Source organism: Pseudomonas citronellolis (genome assembly GCF_900112375.1).
Classification (GTDB): Bacteria; Pseudomonadota; Gammaproteobacteria; order Pseudomonadales; family Pseudomonadaceae; genus Pseudomonas; species Pseudomonas citronellolis.
In genome coordinates, this window is record NZ_FOLS01000022.1 from 48,236 (window position 1) to 70,364 (window position 22,129).

The 22,129-nt window shown below is 68.9% G+C and carries 17 protein-coding genes; 6 read left to right on the forward strand and 11 right to left on the reverse strand.

The window, feature by feature from the left end:
* Nucleotides 1-19: 19 nt before the first annotated feature.
* The 4 genes from BM060_RS20410 to BM060_RS20425 all read right to left on the reverse strand — a co-directional run bounded on the left by BM060_RS20410 (nt 20) and on the right by BM060_RS20425 (nt 4,532).
* Nucleotides 20-679 carry a hypothetical protein gene (locus tag BM060_RS20410; protein WP_074982421.1) on the reverse strand — a complete coding sequence of 220 codons (660 nt, stop codon included), beginning with the start codon at nt 677-679 and terminating at the stop codon, nt 20-22.
* A gap of 78 nt (nt 680-757) precedes the next feature.
* Nucleotides 758-1,618, reverse strand: a complete 861-nt coding sequence (locus BM060_RS20415) for a LysR family transcriptional regulator (protein WP_074982424.1) — start codon at nt 1,616-1,618, stop codon at nt 758-760.
* 339 nt (nt 1,619-1,957) lie between these two features.
* Complete coding sequence (gene cfa / locus BM060_RS20420) at nt 1,958-3,115, reverse strand: cyclopropane fatty acyl phospholipid synthase (protein ID WP_074982427.1); 1,158 nt, start codon at nt 3,113-3,115, stop codon at nt 1,958-1,960.
* 37 nt (nt 3,116-3,152) lie between these two features.
* The gene (locus tag BM060_RS20425; protein WP_074982429.1) at nt 3,153-4,532 is read right to left on the reverse strand and encodes a nitronate monooxygenase; all 1,380 of its coding nucleotides are present in this window, start codon (nt 4,530-4,532) and stop codon (nt 3,153-3,155) included.
* 401 nt (nt 4,533-4,933) lie between these two features.
* On the opposite strand from BM060_RS20425, the gene ccoN reads away from it, so the two are divergent.
* Both ccoN and BM060_RS20435 read left to right on the forward strand, forming a co-directional pair.
* Nucleotides 4,934-6,370: a cytochrome-c oxidase, cbb3-type subunit I gene (gene ccoN / locus BM060_RS20430; RefSeq protein WP_074982432.1), complete on the forward strand. Its 1,437-nt coding sequence runs from the start codon at nt 4,934-4,936 to the stop codon at nt 6,368-6,370.
* Nucleotides 6,371-6,381: 11 nt separating this feature from the next.
* Nucleotides 6,382-6,591 (forward strand): hypothetical protein, encoded by a 210-nt coding sequence (locus BM060_RS20435; protein WP_245323031.1) that lies wholly within the window; start codon nt 6,382-6,384, stop codon nt 6,589-6,591.
* Between the two features lie 589 nt (nt 6,592-7,180).
* Here BM060_RS20435 and BM060_RS20440 read toward each other — a convergent pair.
* Nucleotides 7,181-9,460: a nitric-oxide reductase large subunit gene (locus tag BM060_RS20440; RefSeq protein ID WP_074982434.1), complete on the reverse strand. Its 2,280-nt coding sequence runs from the start codon at nt 9,458-9,460 to the stop codon at nt 7,181-7,183.
* 190 nt (nt 9,461-9,650) lie between these two features.
* Here BM060_RS20440 and norR point away from each other — a divergent pair, with 190 nt between their 5' ends.
* Nucleotides 9,651-11,216 (forward strand): nitric oxide reductase transcriptional regulator NorR, encoded by a 1,566-nt coding sequence (norR, locus tag BM060_RS20445; protein ID WP_074982436.1) that lies wholly within the window; start codon nt 9,651-9,653, stop codon nt 11,214-11,216.
* 51 nt (nt 11,217-11,267) lie between these two features.
* Here the strand turns inward: norR and BM060_RS20450 are convergent, their stop codons facing one another.
* Entirely contained in the window at nt 11,268-13,241 is a 1,974-nt protein-coding gene (locus BM060_RS20450; protein WP_074982438.1) for a BCCT family transporter, read from the reverse strand.
* A gap of 361 nt (nt 13,242-13,602) precedes the next feature.
* Between BM060_RS20450 and BM060_RS20455 the strand changes: the two genes are divergently transcribed.
* On the forward strand, nt 13,603-13,947 hold the full coding sequence (locus BM060_RS20455) for a DUF3302 domain-containing protein (RefSeq protein ID WP_074982440.1): 345 nt from the start codon (nt 13,603-13,605) through the stop codon (nt 13,945-13,947).
* Between the two features lies 1 nt (nt 13,948).
* On the forward strand, nt 13,949-14,908 hold the full coding sequence (locus tag BM060_RS20460; protein ID WP_074982442.1) for an HlyD family secretion protein: 960 nt from the start codon (nt 13,949-13,951) through the stop codon (nt 14,906-14,908).
* A gap of 333 nt (nt 14,909-15,241) precedes the next feature.
* On the opposite strand, the gene BM060_RS20465 is transcribed toward BM060_RS20460, so the two are convergent.
* The 5 genes from BM060_RS20465 to BM060_RS20485 form a co-directional block, all read right to left on the reverse strand.
* Nucleotides 15,242-15,784, reverse strand: a complete 543-nt coding sequence (locus tag BM060_RS20465; protein ID WP_074982444.1) for a PqiC family protein — start codon at nt 15,782-15,784, stop codon at nt 15,242-15,244.
* A gap of 28 nt (nt 15,785-15,812) precedes the next feature.
* Nucleotides 15,813-17,450 carry a PqiB family protein gene (locus BM060_RS20470; protein ID WP_074982447.1) on the reverse strand — a complete coding sequence of 546 codons (1,638 nt, stop codon included), beginning with the start codon at nt 17,448-17,450 and terminating at the stop codon, nt 15,813-15,815.
* Nucleotides 17,431-18,078 carry a paraquat-inducible protein A gene (locus BM060_RS20475; RefSeq protein WP_074982450.1) on the reverse strand — a complete coding sequence of 216 codons (648 nt, stop codon included), beginning with the start codon at nt 18,076-18,078 and terminating at the stop codon, nt 17,431-17,433. Before BM060_RS20475 ends, BM060_RS20470 begins: the two co-directional genes overlap by 20 nt.
* Entirely contained in the window at nt 18,075-18,671 is a 597-nt protein-coding gene (locus tag BM060_RS20480) for a paraquat-inducible protein A (protein ID WP_074982451.1), read from the reverse strand. Before BM060_RS20480 ends, BM060_RS20475 begins: the two co-directional genes overlap by 4 nt.
* A gap of 140 nt (nt 18,672-18,811) precedes the next feature.
* On the reverse strand, nt 18,812-20,395 hold the full coding sequence (locus BM060_RS20485; protein ID WP_074982453.1) for a GMC family oxidoreductase: 1,584 nt from the start codon (nt 20,393-20,395) through the stop codon (nt 18,812-18,814).
* Nucleotides 20,396-20,495: 100 nt separating this feature from the next.
* On the opposite strand from BM060_RS20485, the gene BM060_RS20490 reads away from it, so the two are divergent.
* Complete coding sequence (locus tag BM060_RS20490) at nt 20,496-21,509, forward strand: AraC family transcriptional regulator (RefSeq protein ID WP_074982456.1); 1,014 nt, start codon at nt 20,496-20,498, stop codon at nt 21,507-21,509.
* The last annotated feature ends 620 nt before the right edge of the window (nt 21,510-22,129 follow it).

Here is a 22,129-nt window from a genome sequence, read left to right on the forward strand (position 1 = left end):
GGGCTTCTTCATGAAACGCCTAGCCGTGGTGGTCCCGCTCGCCGTCCAGCGGCAGCGCCACGCCCGTTCCCCCGCCACCACCGAGGCCGCCGCCCAGGCCGCCCTTGCCCTGCCCGCCGCCCTTGCCTTCCCCATCGCCCTTGGCCTTGACGCCGGAGGGACGCGTCGGCCCCTGCCGCGGGATGGCCAGCCCGGCCGGCACCGCCTCCAGGTCCAGCACCCGGCGAATGAAGTCACGCAGCGAGATCACCAGTTCCGCCGTATGGATCGGCCGTCCTTCCGCCAGCTCCGTGGCGGCGCGCGCGGCCAGGCGCACCTGTTCCTCGGTGCCCAGCAGCAGGATGTCGGACAGCGCCGCCTCGACCGCATCGCGGATGCGCCGGGAGCGGTCGGTGCTGGCCCGTTCGTCTTCCGCCACGGCTGTTTCGTCCTGCCGGCGCAAAGCGCCCAGGTGCGTGGGGTCCACCGCGAGATTGCCGGTGAAGGAGCCGCCGAGGGTCTTGTAGGCCGCGATCAGCGTGCGCAGGCGTTCGTTGATCTGGCGGTTCTCGCGCTCGCGGCGCTGCTGGATCGTCTGCATCGCCAGCAGGCGGATGCCGACGCCGACGAGGGTGATCAGGGCCAGCCCGAACAGGGTGGAAAGCAGGCCCTCCCAGGAACTGAAATCGAGGTTGCGCATGCCTGGCCTCCCGAGGCGGTGAAAGTTGGCGCCCGGCGGAAACAGGCTAGCCGTTGGGCAGTGTAGCCCCGGGCTCCGTCAGAGCGTCGGGTCCCAGCGCTGCGACCAGTCCGGGTCCTCGCGCACCAGCTCGCGCAGCAGCGCGAAGGCCTGCTGCAACTGCGCCGAGTCGCGCTCGCGGGAATACACCAGGTAGGTCGGGTAGCTGAACTCCGGGGCCCGCGGCACGCGGCGCAGCACGCCCTTGTCGAGGTAGCTCTGCACCACCCGCGTGCGGAAGTAGCCCGAGCCGCCGTTCTCCAGGATGTACTGCAGCGCCAGCGGGCCGAGGTTGAAGGCCACCGGCGCGCGGGCCTTGTCCGGCAGCGCGCTGTCGTGCTGCTGGCGGAAGCCCTCGCCCCAGTCGATGTACACGTAGGGCTCGGGGTTCTTCGCGCGCACCAGGATGAGCTTCTCTTCCAGCAGCTGCTCCACCTGCATGCCCGGCCAGTAGTGCGGCTGGTACACCAGGGCGGCGTCCAATACGCCCAGCTCCAGCTGGCGCAGCAGGGCCTCGCTGCTGCCGATCTCGGCGCGCACCGCGTAGCTGTCGATGGTCTCCCGGATGCGGCTGACCCAGCGCAGCATCAGCGGGTTGCACAGGCTCACCTCGCCGCCGATGTGCAGCACGTTGTCCACGCCCTCGGGCAGCGGCAGGTCGCGCTGCGCGGCCTCCCAGGTCTGCAGCATCTGGTTGGCGTAGATGATGAACGCCTCGCCGTCGGCGGTCAGGCGCGCGCCGGCGCGGTTGCGCACGAACAGCTTGCAGTTGAGGTGGCTTTCCAGCTTCTGGATGCGCGCGGTGATGGCCGTCTGGGTGACGTGCATGCGCTCGGCGGCGGCGACGAAGCTGCCGTGGCGGGCGATTTCCAGGAAGGTGCGGGTGAGGTCGATGTCCATGCTGTGGGGCGGGGCTGTGGGGCGGGTGGCGGCATTCTAAACCAGGGTGGGGGGACTGCTGGGGGAATGACGATGGTTTTTTCCGGTAGGGAGTGGTGTTGGGTGAAGGTCCGCAACCCTCTCCCCCCGCCCTCTCCCTGAAGGGAGAGGGGGCTTGTCCGTGCCTGCGGGAAGAATGGCCTACACCGGTAAGTACCGGCTGACGCGGGAACACCAGCGCACACCGAACGGTCCCCTCTCCCTTCAGGGAGAGGGTTAGGGAGAGGGCGCTCTCGGTCTTGGCACCGAAGTCCCGGGAAACCCCGTTCGCGAGCAAGCTCGCTCCTACAGGACGGAAGCTCAGCTCACCCGCCGATACCCACCCAACACCCCGCGCCGCGACAGCACCCACTGCCACAGCTGGATGTCCCTTGCCCGGAAGGCCCCCGCGCAGGACAGCAGGTAGTAGCGCCACATGCGGTAGAAGCGCTCGCCCAGTTCCTCGGCGAAGCGCGGCCAGCTGGCTTCGAAGTTGCGCGCCCAGGCCATCAGCGTGCGGTCGTAGTCGGCGCCGAAGTTGTGCAGGTCTTCCACCACCAGCAGGCCGTCGGCGGCGTCGCCGATCTGGCCGATGGAGGGCAGGTCGCCGTTGGGGAAGATGTATTTGTCGATCCAGCGGTCCGGCACGCTACGGCGCTGGTTCTTGCCGATGGTGTGCAGCAGGAACAGGCCGTCGTCGTCCAGGCAGCGCGCCGCGACTTCCATGAAGGTGCGGTGGTTCTTGCGCCCGACGTGCTCGAACATGCCGATGCTGACGATGCGCTCGAAGCGCTCATCGAGGTCGCGGTAATCCAGCAGGCGGAACTCCAGTGGCAGCCCGGCGTAGCGCTGGCGCGCCCAGTCGCACTGCTCGCGGGAGATGGTCACGCCCACGCACTCCACGTCGTAGCGCTCGGCGGCGAAGGCCATGAAGCTGCCCCAGCCGCAGCCGATGTCCAGCACGCGCATGCCCGGGCGCAGGTCGAGCTTGCGGCACACCAGGTCGAGCTTGGCCTCCTGGGCCTGGGCCAGGTCCTCGGCGTCCTTCCAGTAGCCGCAGGTGTAGGTCATGCGCGGGTCGAGCATGGCGGCGTAGAAGTCGTTGCCCAGGTCGTAGTGGCGCTCGCCCACCGCCCAGGCGCGGTTCGCCGTCTGCAGATTGCACAGGCGCGCCTGCAGGGCGTGGAAGATCAGCGAGGCCGGGCTGACCTGGTCGACCACCCCGCTGCGCAGCAGGCGGGCGAAGAACTCGTCGAGTTGGTCGCAGTCCCAGTCGCTGTCCATGTAGGCCTCGCCGAGGCCGAGGTTGCCCTGGGCCAGGGCGCGTTGCGGCACGCCGGGGTGGTTCAGGCGCATGTCCCAGGGCTGGCGGCCGTCAAGGCCCAGGCCGGCCTGCTCGAGTAGCGAGCGGGCGAAACGCTGGGCACGGCTGTCGGCAGCCGCCGGGGTCGGGCGGGAGGTGGAGAGCTCGGAAGGCATGGTGTTTCCCTTGTGTTTTCTAGATATCCGTCGGCGCTCAGGCGTCGTCGCGGTGCAGGCGCAGGACCGCGCGCAATTCCTCGCGCAGCCAGGCCTGGCGGATGCGCGGCAGGCGCTGGGCGAGGCGCCGCGCCACCCAGCGCTGGCCGCGGGCGACGAAGCGCAGGCGCTCGGCCATCTCCTCGATGGCCATGGCCTTGGCATGGAAGGCGCCCAGCTCGCGCCCGGGCTCGGCGCCCAGGCGCTGCAGGCTGCGGCGCAGGCGGCGGCAGCTTTCCGCCTCGCCCTGGTGCAGCGCGTGCAGGCGCTCCAGAAGTTGTGGATCCTCGGTCTGCCGGGCGCTGTCGAGCATCACCCGGGCGCCGGCGCGCTCGGCGCTCAGCAACTCCTGCAGCCAGTCGATGAGGTCGGCGTCTTCATCGCCGCCCTGCAGGCGCGCCAGGCAGGCATCGGCCTCCGCCACCAGCTGCGCCAGGCGCTCGGCGGCCGGGCGGATATCGTGCAGCTGGGCGCAGGACTGGCCGGCGTAGATCGGCATGTCCTCCAGGCGGCCATAGGCGCCGCGCAACGGCGAGTCGGTGGAGAACAGGTAGATGGGGCCGCCGTCCTGCTCGCCGATCACCGGCGTCTCGCGGCGGGCGTGCAGGTTCGCGTAGTCGCCGCGGGTCACCGCGTTGGGCAGCACGCGCACCGGCGCCGGCATCGGCCAGTTGCGGAAGAAGGCCTCGGTCAGCAGCGTCTGCTCCGCCTCGGCCTCGACCAGGCAGCGCTTGTGGTAGTCGTGGGCGAAGGACTCGTCGGTGGCGAGGAAGGCCGACCCGCAGGCCACGCCCTGGGCGCCCAGGGCCAGCGCCGCGGCGATGGCGGCGCCGCTGGCGATGCCGCCGCAGGCCACCACCGGCACCTCGCCCAGGGCCACCAGTTCCGGCACCAGGGCGAAGGTGGAAACCTGACCGCGCACGTGCCCGCCGGCTTCCACGCCCTGGGCGATCAGCACGTCCACCCCGGCGCGTAGCGCGGCCTCGGCATCGGCGCGATTACCCACCTGGTGCAGCACCAGCATGCCGGCGTCCTTGAAGCGGCGGACCACGTCGGCCCGCACGTCCCAGAACAGCGCCACCGCCGGCACCCGCAGTTCCAGGCAGACGGCCACCTGCGCCTCCAGCAGCTCGGCGGGGGTGGCCGCGGGGATCAGGTTGACGGCGAAGGGTTCGTGGCTAAGCTCGCGGTAGGCCGCCACCTCGCGGCGGATCAGCGCCACCGGCTCGCGCACCATGCCCAGGCAGCCGAAGCCGCCGGCGTTGCTCACCGCCGCGACCAGTTCGTGGCGCGCCACGCCGCCCATGCCGGCGCAGATGATCGGTACCCGGCAACCCAAGAGTTCGACCAGGGGGGTGTTCAGCGCAGGATGAGGCATGGCGGTACTCCTGAAGCCGCAAGGCAGAGCGGCGACAGGACAATGGTAGGCCCTAGGCTTAACTGAATTTAAATGAAATTTAATGGCCGATTAGTGCATTCAAATGAATACGTCGACGCCGCGCCGTCGAGCGTACCTGCCCCCTGCAAGCCACGCTTTCCTTGCCCAGGCCCGTCTGCGGCAAAGGGTCGCGCGGGATACGGTCGCAGCGTTCATATCAAAATAAGTTGATTCAGCCTTCATTATTATTAATTTGTTGCATGCCTTGACGTTCCGCAGACTGTATCGGCTCCCTGCAAAGGTTCTGGCCCCCCACTCCGGCCAGGGTCTTGCGCCCGCTGCCACGTTCCCCGTGCAGTGGGGGGAGCAGCCAGTCACCGCGCATTTCGACGGAACCCAAGATGGCCAGCGTGCAAGTCCTCGACAAGAACGACACCTACAACTACGAGATCGTCCGCCGCTTCACCCTCACCACCCTGTTCTGGGGCGTGCTGGGCATGAGCATGGGCGTGGTGATCGCCGCCCAGCTGGTGTGGCCGGAACTCAACCTCGGCCTGCCCTGGACCAGCTTCGGGCGCATCCGCCCGATCCACACCAACCTGGTGATCTTCGCCTTCGGCGGCAGCGCGCTGTTCGCCACCTCCTTCTACGTGGTGCAGCGCACCTGCCGGGTGCGCCTGGTCTCCGACAGCCTGGCCAACTTCGTGTTCTGGGGCTGGCAGGCGAGCATCCTGGCGATGCTGGTGAGCTACCCGCTGGGCATCACCACCTCCAAGGAATACGCGGAGATGGAGTGGCCCATCGCGCTCTGGGTCACCGTGGTGTGGATCGCCTACGCCTATCTGTTCTTCGGCACCATCGCCCGCCGCACGGTGCAGCACATCTACGTGGGCAACTGGTTCTACGGCGCCTTCATCGTGGTCACCGGCATGGTCCACGTGGTCAACCACCTGGCGCGCCCGGTCAGCCTGCTGAAGTCCTACCCGATCTACTCCGGCGCCACCGATGCGATGATCCAGTGGTGGTACGGCCACAGCGTGGTCGGCTTCATCCTCTCGGTGGGCTTCCTCGGCATGATGTACTACTACGTGCCGCGCCAGGCCGAGCGGCCGATCTACTCCTACCGCCTGTCCATCGTGCACTTCTGGGCGATCATCACCCTGTACATCTGGGCCGGCCCGCACCACCTGCACTACACCGCCCTGCCCGACTGGGCGCAGTCCCTGGGCATGGTGATGTCGCTGATCCTCCTGGCCCCGAGCTGGGGCGGCATGATCAACGGCATGATGACCCTCTCCGGCGCCTGGCATAAGCTGCGCACCGACCCCATCCTGCGCTTCCTGGTGGTGTCCCTGGCCTTCTACGGCATGTCCACCTTCGAAGGCCCGATGATGGCCATCAAGACGGTGAACTCGCTGTCCCACTACACCGACTGGACCATCGGCCACGTGCATGCCGGCGCCCTGGGCTGGGTGGCGATGATCTCCATCGGCGCGCTGTACCACATGATCCCGAAACTCTACGGCCGCGAGCGGATGTACAGCGTCGGGCTGATCAACGCGCACTTCTGGCTGGCCACCATCGGCACCGTGCTCTACATCGCCTCGATGTGGGTCAACGGCATCACCCAGGGCCTGATGTGGCGCGCGGTCAACGCCGACGGCACCCTCACCTACTCCTTCGTGGAAGCCCTGCAGGCCAGCCACCCCGGCTACATGGTGCGGCTGTTCGGCGGCGCCCTGTTCGCCAGCGGCATGTTCCTGATGGCCGGCAACACCTGGCTGACCGTGCGCGCCGGCCAACGCATCGACCGCATGCCCATCGCCAGCGCCGCCTGAGGAACCCCGCCATGCAACTGCTGCTCGCCCTGGCCACGCTGCTGGTCGTGGCCGTCGCCCCCTGCCTGCACCTGCGCCGCGCCAGCCGCCACGACCTGCAACAGGCGGCGCTGCTGCCCTTCGCCGACGACCCCGAGGCCGCCGCGCGGATGAGCGCCGCCACCGGCCAGCACTGCGACCGCCTGTTCGACCCGCGCCGCGAGTGCCGCCTGCGGGCCTGATTTACCCCGATCCAAGGACGGATCCCTCCCTTGTGCCTGTCTGGCACTTTTCGGGGCCCACCTCGTTGTTCCGTGAGGTGGGCCCTTTTTTTCGTGGCGCATGATGCGTTGGCGTTTTCCGGTTCATCTCCGAGGGGGTTCGGGCAAGGTCAGGCGGCGGATAACCGCGAACGGTTATTCGCCCTACGGTCCAGCCATCCGGCAACCTGTAGGAGCGAGCTTGCTCGCGAACAAGAGCCCCTCTCCCTAACCCTCTCCCTGAAGGGAGAGGGGACCGTTGGGCAGGGTTTGGTGTTCTGGCGTTAGCCGGCAGCTCCAGAATTGCCGGCTGATATTAAATCCTCTCTCGGCACGAACTAGCCCCCTCTCCCTTCAGGGCGGGGCGCGCAGCCGAGGGCTGGGGAGAGGGAGCAGACTCAACCCAGCACGCCATAACCACCAGTAAGCACCGGTGGCCAACATCAACGCCCGCCTGGCACAGGGAGAGATGTCGCAGAGTTTCTGAGGCCGACGGACACATGCAAAAACGCACGCGCCCCACCTCCCTGGCGGGCCGCGTGCGTTACCAACGCTTGTTCCTATCGAATCGTCAGACCTGCTCCTGCACACCTCCTTCCGCGAAGACTTTCACGGGCTTGTCGCTCGGGGAAAGCACGCCGGTCACCACCTGCCAGGCCATCGACAGGGCCCCGACGATGAACACCAGGTCGCCGAAGGTGCGCACCCAGCGCAGGGTCTGCAGCAGCGGTTGCTGCATGAATTCCTCGCTGCGGGCGTACCAGAGACCGACGCTGGCGCTGGCGTGGAACTGGATGATGCCGATGGGCAGCAGGCTGGTGGCGAGCATCAGCACCAGGCCGCCGTTGAGGCAGCAGAAGGCGGTTTTCATCAGCCGTTCGTTGAAGTGCAGCTGCGGGCGGATGTAGCGCAGCACCAGCAGGGTGAAGCCCAGGGCGAGGAAGCCGTAGACGCCGAACAGCGCGGCGTGGGCGTGGGTCGGCGTGGTGTTCAGGCCCTGGATGTAGTAGAGCGCCACCGGCGGGTTGATCATGAAGCCGAATACCCCGGCGCCGAGCATGTTCCAGAAGGCCACGGCGACGAAGCAGGCCAGCGGCCATTTCACCCGCTGCATCCAGGCGGCACGGTTCTTCAGGCGCCAGTTCTCCCAGGCCTCGTAGCCCAGCACCACCAGCGGCACCACTTCCAGGGCGCTGAAGGTGGCGCCCACCGCCATCACCGGCGTGGTGGTGCCGGCGAAGTACAGGTGGTGGAAGGTGCCGGGCACGCCGCCGAGCATGAACAGCGAGGCCGAGGCCAGGCTGGCGGTGGTGGCGGCGCGGCCGGAGACCAGGCCCATGTTGGAGAAGATGAAGGCCAGCGCGGTGGTGGCGAAGACCTCGAAGAAGCCCTCCACCCACAGGTGCACCACCCACCAGCGCCAGTACTCCATCACCGACAGGTTGGTGCGCTCGCCGTAGGCCAGGCCGGCGCCGTAGAACAGGCCGATGGCGATCACCGAGGCCGACAGCAGCGCCAGCAGGTTCTTGTCGCCCGGCTTGCCGAAGGCCGGCAGGATGCCGCGCAGCATCAGCAGCAGCCAGAAGGCGATGCCGAGGAACTTGCCGATCTGCCACAGGCGCCCCAGGTCGACGTATTCGTAGCCCTGGTGGCCCAGCCAGAAGTTCCACTCCGGCGGCATCAGCTGGGCGATGGCCAGGTAGTTGCCGATGAACGAGCCGACCACCACCACGACCAGTGCCCAGAACAGCACGTCGACGCCGAGCTTCTGGTGTTTCGGGTCCTTGCCGCCGTTGATGATCGGCGCCAGGAACAGCCCCGCGGCGAGAAAGCCCGTGGCGATCCAGAACAGCGCGCTCTGGATGTGCCAGGTGCGCAGCAGCGAATAGGGGAACCACTGCGACAGCGGGATGCCGTAGAAGTCCTGGCCTTCCACCGTGTAGTGCGCGGTGGCGCCGCCCAGCAGCACCTGGAAGCCGAACAGCCCGACCACCAGCAGCAGGTACTTGCCCAGCGCCCGCTGCGACGGGGTGAGCGCCACCAGGCTGAGCGGGTCCTGCAGCGGCGGCTCCGGCTCCGCCTCCTCATGCCCGCGCAGGAAGGCCCAGGCCCAGACCAGGAAGCCCACCCCGGCGATCAGCAGCACCACGCTGACGATGGACCACATGACGTTCTCGGCGGTCGGCTGGTTGCCGATCAGCGGCTCGTGGGGCCAGTTGTTGGTGTAGGTGGCGGCCGAGCCCGGGCGCTCGGTGGCGGCGGCCCAGGCGGTCCAGAAGAAGAAGTGCGTCAGCTCCTGGCGCCGCGCCAGGTCCGGCAGGGTGCCCTCCTTCATGGCGAAGCTCTTGCGGCTGTGCTGCAGCGCCGGGTCGTCGCCGAACAGCGCGATGTAGTAATCGGCGGTGTGGCGGATGGCCTCGACGCGGCGTGCGCTCAAGGTCAGCACGCCATCTTCGGCACGGTTGCCGCGGTACTCGCGCTTCAGGCGGGCGAGCAGCACGGCCTGCTGGTCGCCGTCCAGTTCGCCGAAGGCCTTGCCGTACTGCTCGTGGGCGCCGATGTCGAGCCAGGCGCTCAGCTCGCGGTGCAGCCAGTCCGCGGTCCAGTCCGGGGCCTGGTAGGCGCCGTGGCCCCAGATGGAGCCCAGTTGCATCCCGCCCACGCTCTGCCAGGCGGTCTGGCCGTCGAGGATGTCGGTGCCGGTGAACAGGGTTTCGCCGGTCTCGCTGCGCACCTGCGCGGGGATCGGCGGCGCCTGCCGGTAGACCTCGCGGCCGAACCAGCCGAGTATGCAGAAGGTCACGCCGAGCACGGCGATCAGCGCCCACCACAACTTGCGGTATTCACCCATGATGGCGCTCCTCCCCGGCGACCGGGCGAAGGGGGCTGGCGGATTTGACGTAGGCACGACGGCCTGGGATGTTGCTGAGCGGGACGTGCATGGGATGGCTCCTTGGTCAGGCACTGCTTGCGCTATCGCAAGCGCTGTGCCATCCCATAAACCTCCCAGGATCAATAACTTGCGAAATTCACGAGTCGAAATGACCGCACCCGGAACGGGTTCAAATGACCTCGCGAAGGTAAAAAACACCTCATTGCTGGACAGGCTGCTGGCGGACCTGGCCGACGACCTGCCCACCGCCGAGCGCCTGCAGCGGCTGGTGCTGGCGCTGCGCGACGAGTTCGCCTGCAGCGCCGTGGTGCTGCTGCAGCTCGATGGCGACAGCCTCCAGCCCCAGGCGGCCGTGGGCCTGGACCGCGAAGTGCTCGGCCGGCGTTTCGCCGTGGCCAGCCACCCGCGCCTGGCGCACATCCTCGCGCAGCGCGAGCCGCTGCAGTTCAGCGCCGACAGCGAGCTGCCCGATCCCTACGACGGCCTGCTCCAGGACAGCCCCGACAAGCCCCTGCCGGTGCACGACTGCATGGGCATGAGCCTCTACCTGGAAGGCCGCGCCTGGGGCGCGCTGACCCTGGACGCCCTGCGCCCCGGCAGCTTCTCGCCGGTGCTGGTCCGGCGCCTGGAGCACTACGCGCCGCTGATCGAGGCCGCCGTGCGCGTCGGCCGCCTGGAAAGCGAAGTGCGCCGCCTGCGCCTGACCCGCAGCGCCCTGGCCGAGCCGGCCCTGGAGCCCGGCGCCGGCATCCTCGGCGAGAGCCCGGTGCTGCACCAGTTGCTGGACGAGCTGAAGATAGTCGCCGACTCCGAGCTGCCGGTGCTGCTGCAGGGCGAGACCGGCGTCGGCAAGGAACTGTTCGCCCGCGCCCTGCACGCCAGTTCGCCGCGTTCGCGCAAGCCGCTGGTGTACGTGAACTGTGCGGCGCTGCCGGAAACCCTCGCCGAAAGCGAGCTGTTCGGCCACGTGCGCGGCGCCTTCTCCGGCGCCGCCCAGGACCGCCAGGGCCGCTTCGAGGCGGCCAACGGCGGCACGCTGTTCCTCGACGAGATCGGCGAGCTGCCGCTATCGATCCAGGCCAAGCTGCTGCGCGCCCTGCAGGGTGGCGAGATCCAGCGCCTGGGGGCCGACCGGCCCAAGCACGTCGACGTGCGCATCATCGCCGCCACCAACCGCCACCTGGCCGACGAGGTGCGCGGCGGGCGCTTCCGCGCCGACCTCTACCACCGGCTGTCGGTGTACCCGGTGCACATCCCGCCGCTGCGCGAGCGCGGCCAGGACGTGCTGGTGCTGGCCGGGCACTTCCTCGAACTCAACCGCACCCGCCTGGGCCTGCGCTGCCTGCGCCTGACGCCCGATGCCGAGCAGGCCCTGCTGGACTACGCCTGGCCGGGGAACGTGCGCGAGCTGGAACACCTCATCAGCCGCGCAGCGCTCAAGACCCTGAGCCAGGCGGCCTCGCGGCGCGAGCTGCTGAGCATCGACGCGGCAGGGCTCGGCCTGGAGCTGCCGGCGGCCGACGATGCCGTCGAGATACCCGCCCCTTCGACCGAGGACGCCCATTCCCTGCAGGAGGCGGTGGACGACTACCAGCGCCGCCTGCTGCAACGCGCGCTGCAGCGCCACGGAGGCAAATGGGCCGCTGCCGCCCGCGCGCTGAAGATGGACCCGAGCAACCTGCGCAAGCTGGCGCGCCGCCTGGACCTGCACTGAGCGCGGCGGGGCACCGCGCGAGCGGCCCGCGGGCCGCTCGCAGCGGGCGCTTCAGCGCACCATGTGCAGGTAGTGCAGGTGGCGTTCGTACTGGTCGAGGATGTCGCCGATCACGTCCTCGCGGCTCCAGCCCATGATGTCGTAGTCCTGGCCGCCCTCGCGCAGGTGCACCTCGGCGCGGAAGTACTTGCGGGCGTCGTTGCCCTCGTCGCTGTCCTGCACCACGAAGCTGGGCGAGGCGAAGGCCCGCGGGCGCACCTCGTAGAGGAAGCGGCCTTCGCCGGCATGGTCCAGCGCCAGGCTCACGCGGCCGTCGTCGCGCTCCTCCACCGCCACCTCGTAGCCCTGCTTGCGCAGCTCGTCGGCCACCTGCTCGCAGGCCGGGCGCACCACCTCGGCGATGAAGCGCGCCACATGGGCCCGCCGCGGACGCATGGCGATGCTGCGCAGGCGCCGTTGCCAGCCGCCCTGCGCGTGGGGCGCATGGCGCGGCGAGGGCAGCGCCTGGTAGCGCAGGTCACGGCGGGTGGCATCCAGGTGCAGCGCCTTGAACAGGCCCCAGATCGACGCCAGGAGGATGATGGAGAACGGCAGCGCGCTGGCGATGGTCGCCGTCTGCAGCGCCTTCAGGCCGTTGGCCAATAGCAGCGCCACCGCCACCACGCCGATGCTCACCGACCAGAAGATGCGCTGCCACAGCGGCGAATGGTCGTGCCCGGACGAGGCCAGCATGTCCACCACCAATGCGCCGGAGTCGGCCGAGGTGACGAAGAACACCACCACCATCAGCACCGCCACCAGCGACACCACGCTGGACAGCGGGAAGTGCTCGAGGAAGGCGAACAGCGCCAGGGAGCTGTCCTGGCCGACCACGGTCGCCAGGTCGGTCACCCCCTCGTTGAGGATCATGTGCAGCGCCGAGTCGCCGAACACCGTCATCCACAGCAGGGTGAAGCCGGCCGGCACGAACAGCACGCCGCAGACGAACTGACGGATGGTCCGCCCGCGCGAGATGCGCGCGATGAACAGCCCGACGAAGGGCGACCAGGACAGCCACCAGCCCCAGTACAGCAAGGTCCAGCCGCCGATCCAGTCGGTGGGCTGGTAGGCGTAGAGGTTGAAGGTCTTGTTGACGATCTCCGAGAGGTAGGCGCCGGTGTTCTGCACGTAGGCCTGCAGCAGGAAGACCGTGGGGCCCAGCAGCAGCACGAACAGCAGCAGCACCACCGCCAGGCCCAGGTTCAGCTCGGAGAGGATGCGGATGCCGCGGTCCAGGCCGCTGGCCACCGAGAGGGTCGCCAGGCCGCAGGTGGCGGCGATCAGGATGACCTGCACGGTGGCGTTCACCGGCAGGCCGAAGACGTGATGGAAACCGCTGTTGATCTGCAGCACGCCGTAGCCCAGGGAGGTGGCCACGCCGAACACGGTGCCGAGGATGGCGAAGACGTCCACGGCATGGCCGATGGGGCCGTAGATGCGTTCGCCGATCAGCGGGTAGAGCGCCGAGCGCAGGGTCAGCGGCAGGCCCTTGCGGAAGCTGAAGTAGGCCAGGATCAGCCCGACGATGGCGTAGATCGCCCAGGCGTGCAGGCCCCAGTGGAAGAAGGTGATCTTCATCGCCTCGCGCGCCGCGGTCACCGTGCCCGGCTCGCCCACCGGCGGCGTGGTGAAATGCATCACCGGCTCGGCGACGCCGAAGAACATCAGGCCGATGCCCATGCCGGCGGAGAACAGCATGGCGAACCAGCTGCCGTTGCGGTATTCGGGCTCGCTGTGGTCGGGGCCCAGCTTGATGTCGCCGTAGCGGCTGACGGCCAGGAACACGACGCTGATGAGCACCAGCGCCACCGCCAGGATGTAGAACCAGCTGGCGTTGCCGACGATCCATCGCTGGATGCCGTCGAACTGGGCCTGGGCCTGGTCCTGGAACGCCACTGCGTAGAACACCAGCAAGACGATGAGCAGTGCGCTGCTGTAGAAGACCGGAGGGTTGAGCGTGCTCCTTGGCTTGGAAGAGTTGGACATCGGGGACAGTTTCTCCTTGTGAAGCGAAGACGCCAGCGGCGCCCTGAACCTGCGTTCAGCCTGCAAGGGTAGCGCATCGGCATCTCGTAAACATTCGAGCGGGCCCCTCGCTAGAGTGGCAACCCGGCGTGGAAGGCGCATGGCAGCAGCCCTTCCCGCTTTTCAGAAGGCACTGGCGCGGGGCGCGTTGTCGTCAAATGAGCATCGCGCCCGCGCCCGTCACAAGGCATGGTTTGCGCCGCCGCGAATCGAAACTAGATTCAAAGGCAGTGCCCGTGCACGGCCCCGTCCCCTCGCTGGCGCGACAGGCGGCAGCCCACCCCGCCTGGTCGCCCGGCCCCGCACAAGGAATAGATCGCCCATGCTGAACTACGTGGCCCTGGGAATCCTCATCGTCGTCGCCCTGATCCTCTTCTACGGCATCATCGCCCTCCACGACATCCCCTACGAGATCGCCAAGGAGCGCAACCACCCGCACCAGGACTCCATCCACGTGGCCGGCTGGGTGAGCCTGTTCACCCTGCACGTCATCTGGCCGCTGCTGTGGATCTGGGCGACGCTCTACCGCGAGGACCGCGGCTGGGGCATGGGCAACCCGAACGCGCCGGCCACCGAAGGCGAGCTGGCGGAGCTCAAGGCCGAGTTGCTGGAGCTCAAGCGCACCCTCGCCGCGCCCCATGCGCCGCACGAAGAAGGGAGCCACTGAGATGGAAACGCTGCTCCTGCTGACCTATGCCGCGCTCTGCGTCGTCGTCTTCAAGCTGTTCCGCATTCCCAAGAACAAGTGGACCGTGCCCACCGCCGCCCTCGGCGGCGTGGTCCTGGTGGGCTGCCTGGTGTTCTTCATGAACTACAACCACCCCTACTCCGAGGTGGCCCGCAGCTACTTCATCAGCACGCCCATCTCGCCCAACGTCAGCGGCCAGGTGGTCGAGGTGCCGGTGGAACGCGACCGCGCGGTGAAGAAAGGCGACGTGCTGTTCCGCATGGACCCGACGCCCTTCGAAAGCAAGGTCAAGTCGCTGGAGGCCCAGCTGGTCTCGGCCAAGGCCGACCTCTACCGCGCCTCCACCCTGGTGCAGCGCAACGTCGGCAACCGCCGCGACCTCGACCAGGCCACCGCCCAGGTCAACGCCATCGAGGCGCAACTGATCGGCGCCCGCTACGACCTGGACAGCACCACGGTGCGCGCCCCGGCCGACGGCATCGTGTCCCAGCTGATCCTGCGCCCCGGCGTGCGCGCCACGCGCTTCGCCACCCGGCCGTCCATGGTGTTCATCCCCAACGAGGACTACTTCTACGTCGCCTGGATGCGGCAGAACAGCCAGTTGCGCCTGAAGGCCGGCGATGCTGCCGAGATCGCCTTCGACGGCCTGCCCGGCCAGGTGTTCCAGGCCAAGGTGCGGCGCGTGCTGCCGGTGATCGGCGAAGGCCAGATCCAGCCCGGCGGCAACCTGATCAGCTTCAGCGGTTCGCCGCCACCGGGGCGCGTGCCGGTGATCCTCGACATCACCGACCCCGCCTTCGAGCAATACCGCGCCACCCTGCCCGGAGGCTCCTTCGGCCAGGCCGCGGTGTACAGCGAACACGCCCACGAACTGGCGGTGATGCGCAAGATCCTGCTGCGCATGGCTTCCTGGCTGAACTACATCTATCCGTTCCATTGACATCGGGCAGTTGTTCGTAGGATGGGTTGAGCGAAGCGATACCCATCGTTTAGGCGCGCACCCTGCGCGCGATAGCCGGACACATCGGCGCGATTCGCGGATGAGATCCGCTCCTACGCTGCCCCACCCACGCCATTCCCCTGTAGGAGCGCGCCCTGCGCGCGAATCGCAGGCAGGGCCCGCTCCTACAGGTCGCCGGGAGGCACGGTATTCCTCTCCCGTAGGAGCGGACCTTGTCCGCGATAGCCGGCCATCCCGGCGCGATTCGCGGATGAGATCCGCTCCTACGCTGCCCCACCACACCGGTCCCCTGCGCGCAGGGCCCGCTTGCGTCTACGGCGCCGGGCAGCGGCCCTGGCCGGTTGCGGCCTGGGCGATGGCCGTGGCCAGCTGGCGCAGGTTGGCCTGGTGCGCGCTCACCAGGCTTTCCACGCTGTTCTGCGCCGGCGTCTGCACCGTGGTGTGGCAGCTCAACTCGCCCTGCCCGCCCGCGCGCTTCAGGCGCCAGGTGGCGTCCAGCAGCGCGTAGCGCCCCGGCACCGAGTCGAAGCGCTGCACCTCCACCCGCAGCAGGGCCCTGGGCGCAGCGCCAGGTGGGCCGCCAAGCTGGTCCTGCAGGGCGTTCTGGAACTCGTCCACCAGGTTGGCGCCCCACCATTCGGTTTCCAGGATGGCCAGGCCGCTACCGCCCTGGCGCACCACCAGTTGCGAACGGTCCACCTGCGGCGGCAGGCTCACGCGCTCCACGCGCACCCCCGTCGCCGCGCCCTGCCCCGGTTGCGCGGGCACCAGCGTGTGGTAGTGGATGGGCGCGCTGCTGCAGCCCCAGAACAGCGGGAACAGCCCGGCCATGAGCAGCTTCGGCAGCTTCGGCATCTGAATTCACTCCTTTGGCATTCCGCTATCAGGGCTGCAGGTCGTTGGCGTTCGCGGCTTTCGGGCGCCCGCGGATCAGCGACTCGGGGTGCCGGCCGAGGTAGTCCGAGAGGTCGCGCAGCGAGCGCGACATACGCTCCAGCTCGTCCAGGGTGTCGCCGAGCTTCTCGCGCTGCGGCGAGTCCTTGGCCAGCGCGGCATTGGCCGTCTGCAGCGTCTTGCGCACGTCGTCCAGGGTGCCCTTCACCCCGGGCAGGGTCTGCTGGTTGAACTGCTTCAGGCTGCCCTGCAGTTCGCGCAGGCTGCCATCCAGGTTGCCGGCGATGCGCTCCAGCGGCAGCTTGCGGATGCGCTCCACCACTTCCTGCAGTTGCTCCTGCAGCTTGTCCAGGCTACCGGGCACGGTGGGGATGGCGATCGGCTGGGCCGCGGCGTCGAAGGCCACTTTCTTCGCATCGGGGTAGAAGTCCAGGGACACGTACATCTGCCCGGTGATCAGGTTGCCGCTGCGGGCCTGGGCGCGCAGGCCGTGCTCGACGAAGGTGCCGATCAGGCGGCTCGCGGCTTCTTCGCCGGCCGTCTGGCCGAAGGCCTTGAGCATCTTCTGGTGCACCGGGCCCAGACGCGCCGGGTAGACCACGGCATCGACCATCACCGGGAAGCTCTGCTTCGCCTCGTCGTAGTCCAGCTGCACCGAGGTGACCTTGCCGAAGGCCACGCCCATGAACTCCACCGGCGCGCCCACCGACAGGCCGCGCATCGACTGGTCGAAGCGGAAGCGCAGGTGTTGCGCGATGCCGCTGGGCGGCGCCAGGGCGCTGTCGCGATCGGCGAACAGGCGGAAGCGCTGCTGGTCGGCCGCCGCCTCCGCATTGGCGGCGAACGGCGGGTTGCCGAAGGCCAGGCCGCCCATCAGCAGCGAGGACAGCGACTCGGTGTTGACCTTCAGGCCGTTGGCGTCCACCGACAGGTCCACGCCGCTGGCGTTCCAGAAGCGGGTGTCCTGGGTGACGAAGGCGTCGTAGGGCGCATTGACGAAGACGCCGATGTCCACGCCCTTGCCGTCCTGGCGCAGGGCGTAGGACACCACCTGCCCCACCGGGATGCGCCGGTAGTAGATCGACGAGCCGATATCCAGCGAGCCCAGGTCGTCGGCCGTGAGCATGAAGCGCTTGCCCTTCTCGCCATAGGTGATCGGCGGCGGCGACTCCAGGCCGGTGAAGTTCTTCTCCGGCGCGCTGGACTCGCCGGCATCGGCGCCGATGAAGGCCCCCGAGAGCAGGGTGTCCACCCCGGACACGCCGCCGGCGCCGATGCGCGGGCGCACCACCCAGAACTGCGCGCCACGGCTGGCGAAGGACTCGGCCTCCTTGGACAGCTGCACCTTGGTGACCACGCCCTTGCGGTCCCTGGCCAGCTCCACCGAGGTCACCTCGCCGATCACCACGCTGCGGTACTTCACCTGGGTCTTGTGCACCTCCAGCCCCTCGCCGGTGGCGAAGGAAATGGCGATCACCGGCCCCTGCTGCATCCAGTTGCGCACCACCAGCGAGGCGCCGACCAGCAGCGCGACTATCGGCACTATCCAGACCAGCGACAGGTTCCAGCGCCGCGTGCGCACCTCCGCCTGCCCCGGCGAGGCCGGGTCATGTGTGTCCTGCGCCATCGCTTCTGTCTCCCTTGTGCGGATCGTCATCCCAGATCAGGCGAGGGTCGAAACTCATCGCCGAAAGCATGGTGAGCACCACCACCAGGCCGAAGAACAGAATGCCCGGGCGCGGCTCGATGGTGCCCAGCCCGCGCATCTGCACCAGCGCCGCCACCAGCGCCACCACCATCACGTCGAGCATCGACCAGTAGCCGATCAGCTCGACGAAGCGGTACAGCTGCGAGCGCTGCCGGCGCGCCCAGGCGCTGCGGCGCTGGGCGGTGAACAGCAACAGGCCGAGGGAGCAGAACTTGATCGCCGGCACGCCGATGCTGGCGATGAAAATGATCAGCGCGATGTCCCAGGCGCCGGCTTCCCAGAACTCCAGCACGCCGCCGCCGATGGTGCTGTCCGCGCCCTGGCCGAGCAGCTCGGTGCGCATCACCGGCAGCAGGTTGGCCGGCACGTAGAACACCAGCGCCGCCACCAGGTAGGCCCAGCCGCGGTTGATGGCGTCGGCCTTGCGCACGTGCAGCGGCGCGCCGCAGCGCTCGCACTCATGGGCGTTGCGCGCAAGGTCGCAGGCATGGCCGCAGCCGTGGCACAGGCACAGGTTCAGTTGCGGGGCCAGCGGCGGCGCGCTCATACCAGCTCCCAGAGGTCGCGGATGTCGCGCCCGGCGATGGCGATCAGCAGCACGCTCAGCGCCGCCAGGGCCACCAGGCCGATGCCGGGGATCACCTCCAGCAGCCCGGCCAGCTTGATCACCGCCACCATGGCGCCGAGCAGGCACACCTCCAGCATGCTCCACGGCCGCAGCCCCTCCAGGGCGCGCATGCACAGGGCGAAGGCCGGCGCGCGGCGGCCGCCCAGGGCGAAGCCCAGCACCCAGGTGAGCAGCCCCACCTGCAGCACCGGGGCGATGATGATGGCCAGGGCCACCACCAGGGCGATGAAGGTGATGCTGCCGCTGCTGAGGATCATCACCGAGTCCCACAGCGTCGCCGAATTGCTCAGCCCCTTCATGTTGATGGTCATCACCGGGTAGGCATTGGCGAAGGCCAGCAACACGGCGCCGGTCAGGCTCAGCGCCAGGCGCTGCTGCAGCGTCAGCGCGGTGTGCCGCTGCAGCACGCCGCCACAGCGCACGCACAGCGCGCGCTGGTGGCGTTGCAACGGCGCGCGCTCATAAACAGCGTCGCAGTATTCGCAGATGATCAGGTCGCGGGCCTGGGGCATGCAGGGCTCTGGGCAGTGGGAACCGGGGCCGAGGGGCCGCGCGAATGCCGGCGCGCTCGACCATGCCAGGCAAGCCTAGTCGAAGATGGCGACGCGGCCGGCGCACCCTGCTCTTTCCACGACAGCCGGTCCGCGCCGGCTCAGGCCTCGCCGATCCACCCTGCCGCGCGCTCGGCGATCATGATCGCCGCCGCGTTGGTGTTGCCGCCCACCAGGGTCGGCATGATCGACGCGTCGACCACGCGCAGGCCCTCGATGCCGCGGACCTTCAGGCGGCTGTCCACCACCGCGTCCTCGTCGGGGCCCATGCGGCAGGTGCCCACCGGGTGGTAGATGGTGTCGGTGCGGCGGCGCAGCACCTCCACCAGTTGCTCGTCGCTGTGCAGGCCGGCGCTGTACATGTCGCGCAGGCCGAAGCGCGCCATGGGCCGCTGCTCGCAGATTTCCCGCGCCATGCGGTAGCCCTTGAGCAGCGTCTGCACGTCGTCGTCATGGCCGAGGATGTTCGGGTCGATGCGCGGCGCCGCGGCCGGGTCGGCGGACTGCAGGCCCAGGCTGCCGGCGCTCTTGGGCCGCAGCACGCAGACGTGGCAGCTGAAGCCGTGGCCCCAGTGCAGCGTGCGGTTGTGGTTGTCCAGCAGGCTCACCACCGAGTGCAGCTGCACGTCGGGGCGGCTCTGCTCGGGGCCGGTGCGCAGGAAGGCGCCGGCCTCGGCGAAGTTGCTCGCCAGCGGGCCGCTGCGGCAGGCCAGGTACTGCGCCAGGGCCGCGCTCATGCGCGCGCCGCCGCGCACCGAGTAGCCGGGCAGCGAGGTGTCGTGGCTGCGGTAGCAGAGCACCACGTCCGGGTGGTCGCGCAGGTTCTGCCCCACGCCCGGCAGCTCGTGCTCCACGCGGATGCCGTGGGGTTTCAGCTCGGCCTCCGGGCCGATGCCGGAGAGCATCAGCAGCTGCGGGCTGCCGAACACCCCGGCGCTGAGCAGCACCTCGCGGCGCGCCTTGAGTTCCAGGTGCTGGCCCTTGTGCGTCACCCGCACGCCGCAGGCCTGCCCGCCCTGCAGCAGGATGCGTTCGGCACGGGCGCCGGTCAGCACCGTCAGGTTGCCGCGCGCCTGGCGGATCGGCTTGAGGAAGGCGGTGGCGGCGCTCCAGCGGCGGCCGTCACGGATGGTCACCTCGTAGTGGCCCACGCCTTCCTGCTCGGCGCCGTTGAAGTCCTCGTTGTAGCGATGGCCGGCGTGCAGCCCGGCCTCGATGAAGGCATGGGAAGCCACGTGGGCGTCCACCTTGCCGACGTAGAGTTCGCCCTGGCCGCCGTGGTACTCGCAGCCGCCGCCATGGTGGCGCTCGCTCTTGCGGAAGTACGGCAGCACCTCGGCGAAGGACCAGCCGGGGTTGCCCAGCGCCGCCCAGTCGTCGAAGTCGCTGTGGTGCCCGCGGATGTAGATCATGCCGTTGATCGAGCTGCTGCCGCCCAGCACCTTGCCCCGCGGCTGGTAGCCGATGCGCCCGCCCAGGCCGGGCTGGGGCACGGTGTCGAAGGCCCAGTTGACGTGGTGCGTCGGCAGGATGGCGGCGATGCCGGCCGGCGCGTGCACCAGCGGCGAGCGGTCCTCGGGCCCCGCTTCGAGCAGGCACACGGAAACGCCGGGGTCGGCGCTCAGGCGGTTGGCCAGCACGCAGCCAGCCGAGCCGGCGCCAACGATGATGTAGTCGAATTCCATGGGTGCTCCGGGGGTGAGGGGAATGGGAACGCCATGGATTCTTTGCCGGACGCGAACGGATTGATTGATCTTTGATGACAGATAATTGATTCTTCATGACATGGAACCCTTCATCCGCACCACCTCCTTCACCGGCTTCCGCGAGCTGGTCGCCCAGCACGGCCGGGACCCGGCCGCCTACCTGGAGCGCTTCCGCATCAAGCCGCAGTTGCTCGACGACGAAGACGCCCGGGTGCCCTTCCGCTCGCTGGTGGGGCTGCTGGAGTGCGCCGCCGCCGAACTGGATTGCCCGGACTTCGGCCTGCGCATGGCCGAATACCAGAACCTGCACGTGCTCGGCCCCATCGCCGCCATCGCCCGCCACTCGGTGACCGTGGCCCATGCGTTGGCCGACGTGGTGCGCTTCATCGGCTACCACAGCCCGGGCATCCAGCTGGACCTCGACCAGACGCCCGGCCAGGCCCCGCGGCTGAGCATCGCCCTGCGCATCCCCGGGGTGACGCAGCAGCGGCAGATGGCCGAACTGGCCATGGGCGTGACGCACAACACCATGACGCTGCTCTGCGGCCCCGCCTTCAAGGCGCAGGCGGTGGAACTGCACGGCGCCAGCCCGCTGCCCCTGCTGCGCTACCGCCGCTACTTCCACACCGAGGTGCGCAGCGGCCAGGCCGGCTACGCCATGCTGCTGACCCACGCCCAGTTGCAGCAGCGCATCGAGCAGCAGGACCCGACGCTGCACCGCACCCTGGTGCAGTACCTCAGCCAGTTCGAGCAGGAAGGCGCCAGCGACCTGGGCGAGCTGGTGCGGCGCATGGTCATGCGCATGCTGCCCACCCAGCGCTGCCGACTGCCCCTGGTGGCCGAGCAGATGGGCCTGCACGAGCGCACCCTGCAGCGCCGCCTGGGCGAGTTGGGGCTGACCTTCGAGGAAGTGGTCGAGGGCGTCCGCCGCGAGCGCGCGCAAACCTACCTGGCGGCGCGGGACATCCCCCTGGCGCAGATCGCCAACATGCTCGGCTACAGCGAGCAGGCAGTGTTCAACCGCGCCTGCCGACGCTGGTTTGCCCTCACGCCCGGCGCATACCGCCGCCAGTTGCTGGGGCCGCGCGCGTAGCCGAAGCGCTTTTCGTAGGATGGGTTGAGCCTTGGCGAAACCCATGCGGCCATGGCGATGGGTATCGCTTCGCTCAACCCATCCTACGAGGCTGGAGCCGTCGGAGATGATGGTGGCGTCAGGGTTGGCAGAGGTGTGTCAGCGAAGTCCGTAACCCTCACCCCAGCCCTCTCCCAAAGGGAGAGGGGCCGTTCGGAGCCGCCGGAGAAGCCGGAGTTATCCTGCTGCTCCTGGCTACGTGGTGATTCCCACCGTAGGGCGTATAACCGTTCGCGGTTATACGCCGTCGGCCGGTGCGCTGAAGCCCGTGCACGACGGCTCTGGGGTCGCAGGAGCTGATGGCGGAGCCAGGGAGCTTCGTGATTCTGCCTCGCGCCGAACGGTCCCCTCTCCCTTCAGGGGGAGGGTTAGGGAGGGGGAGCGGAGTCAGGATTGGCAGAGGTGTGTGGGCGAAGTCCGTTGCCCTCACCCCAGCCCTCTCCCGGAGGGAGAGGGAGCCGTTCGGTGCCGCCGGAAAACCCAGAGTCATCCTGGTACTCCTGGCTACCCGGTGATTCCCATCGTAGGGCGTATAACCGTTCGCGGTTATACGCCGTTGGCCGGTGCGCCGAAGCCCGTTC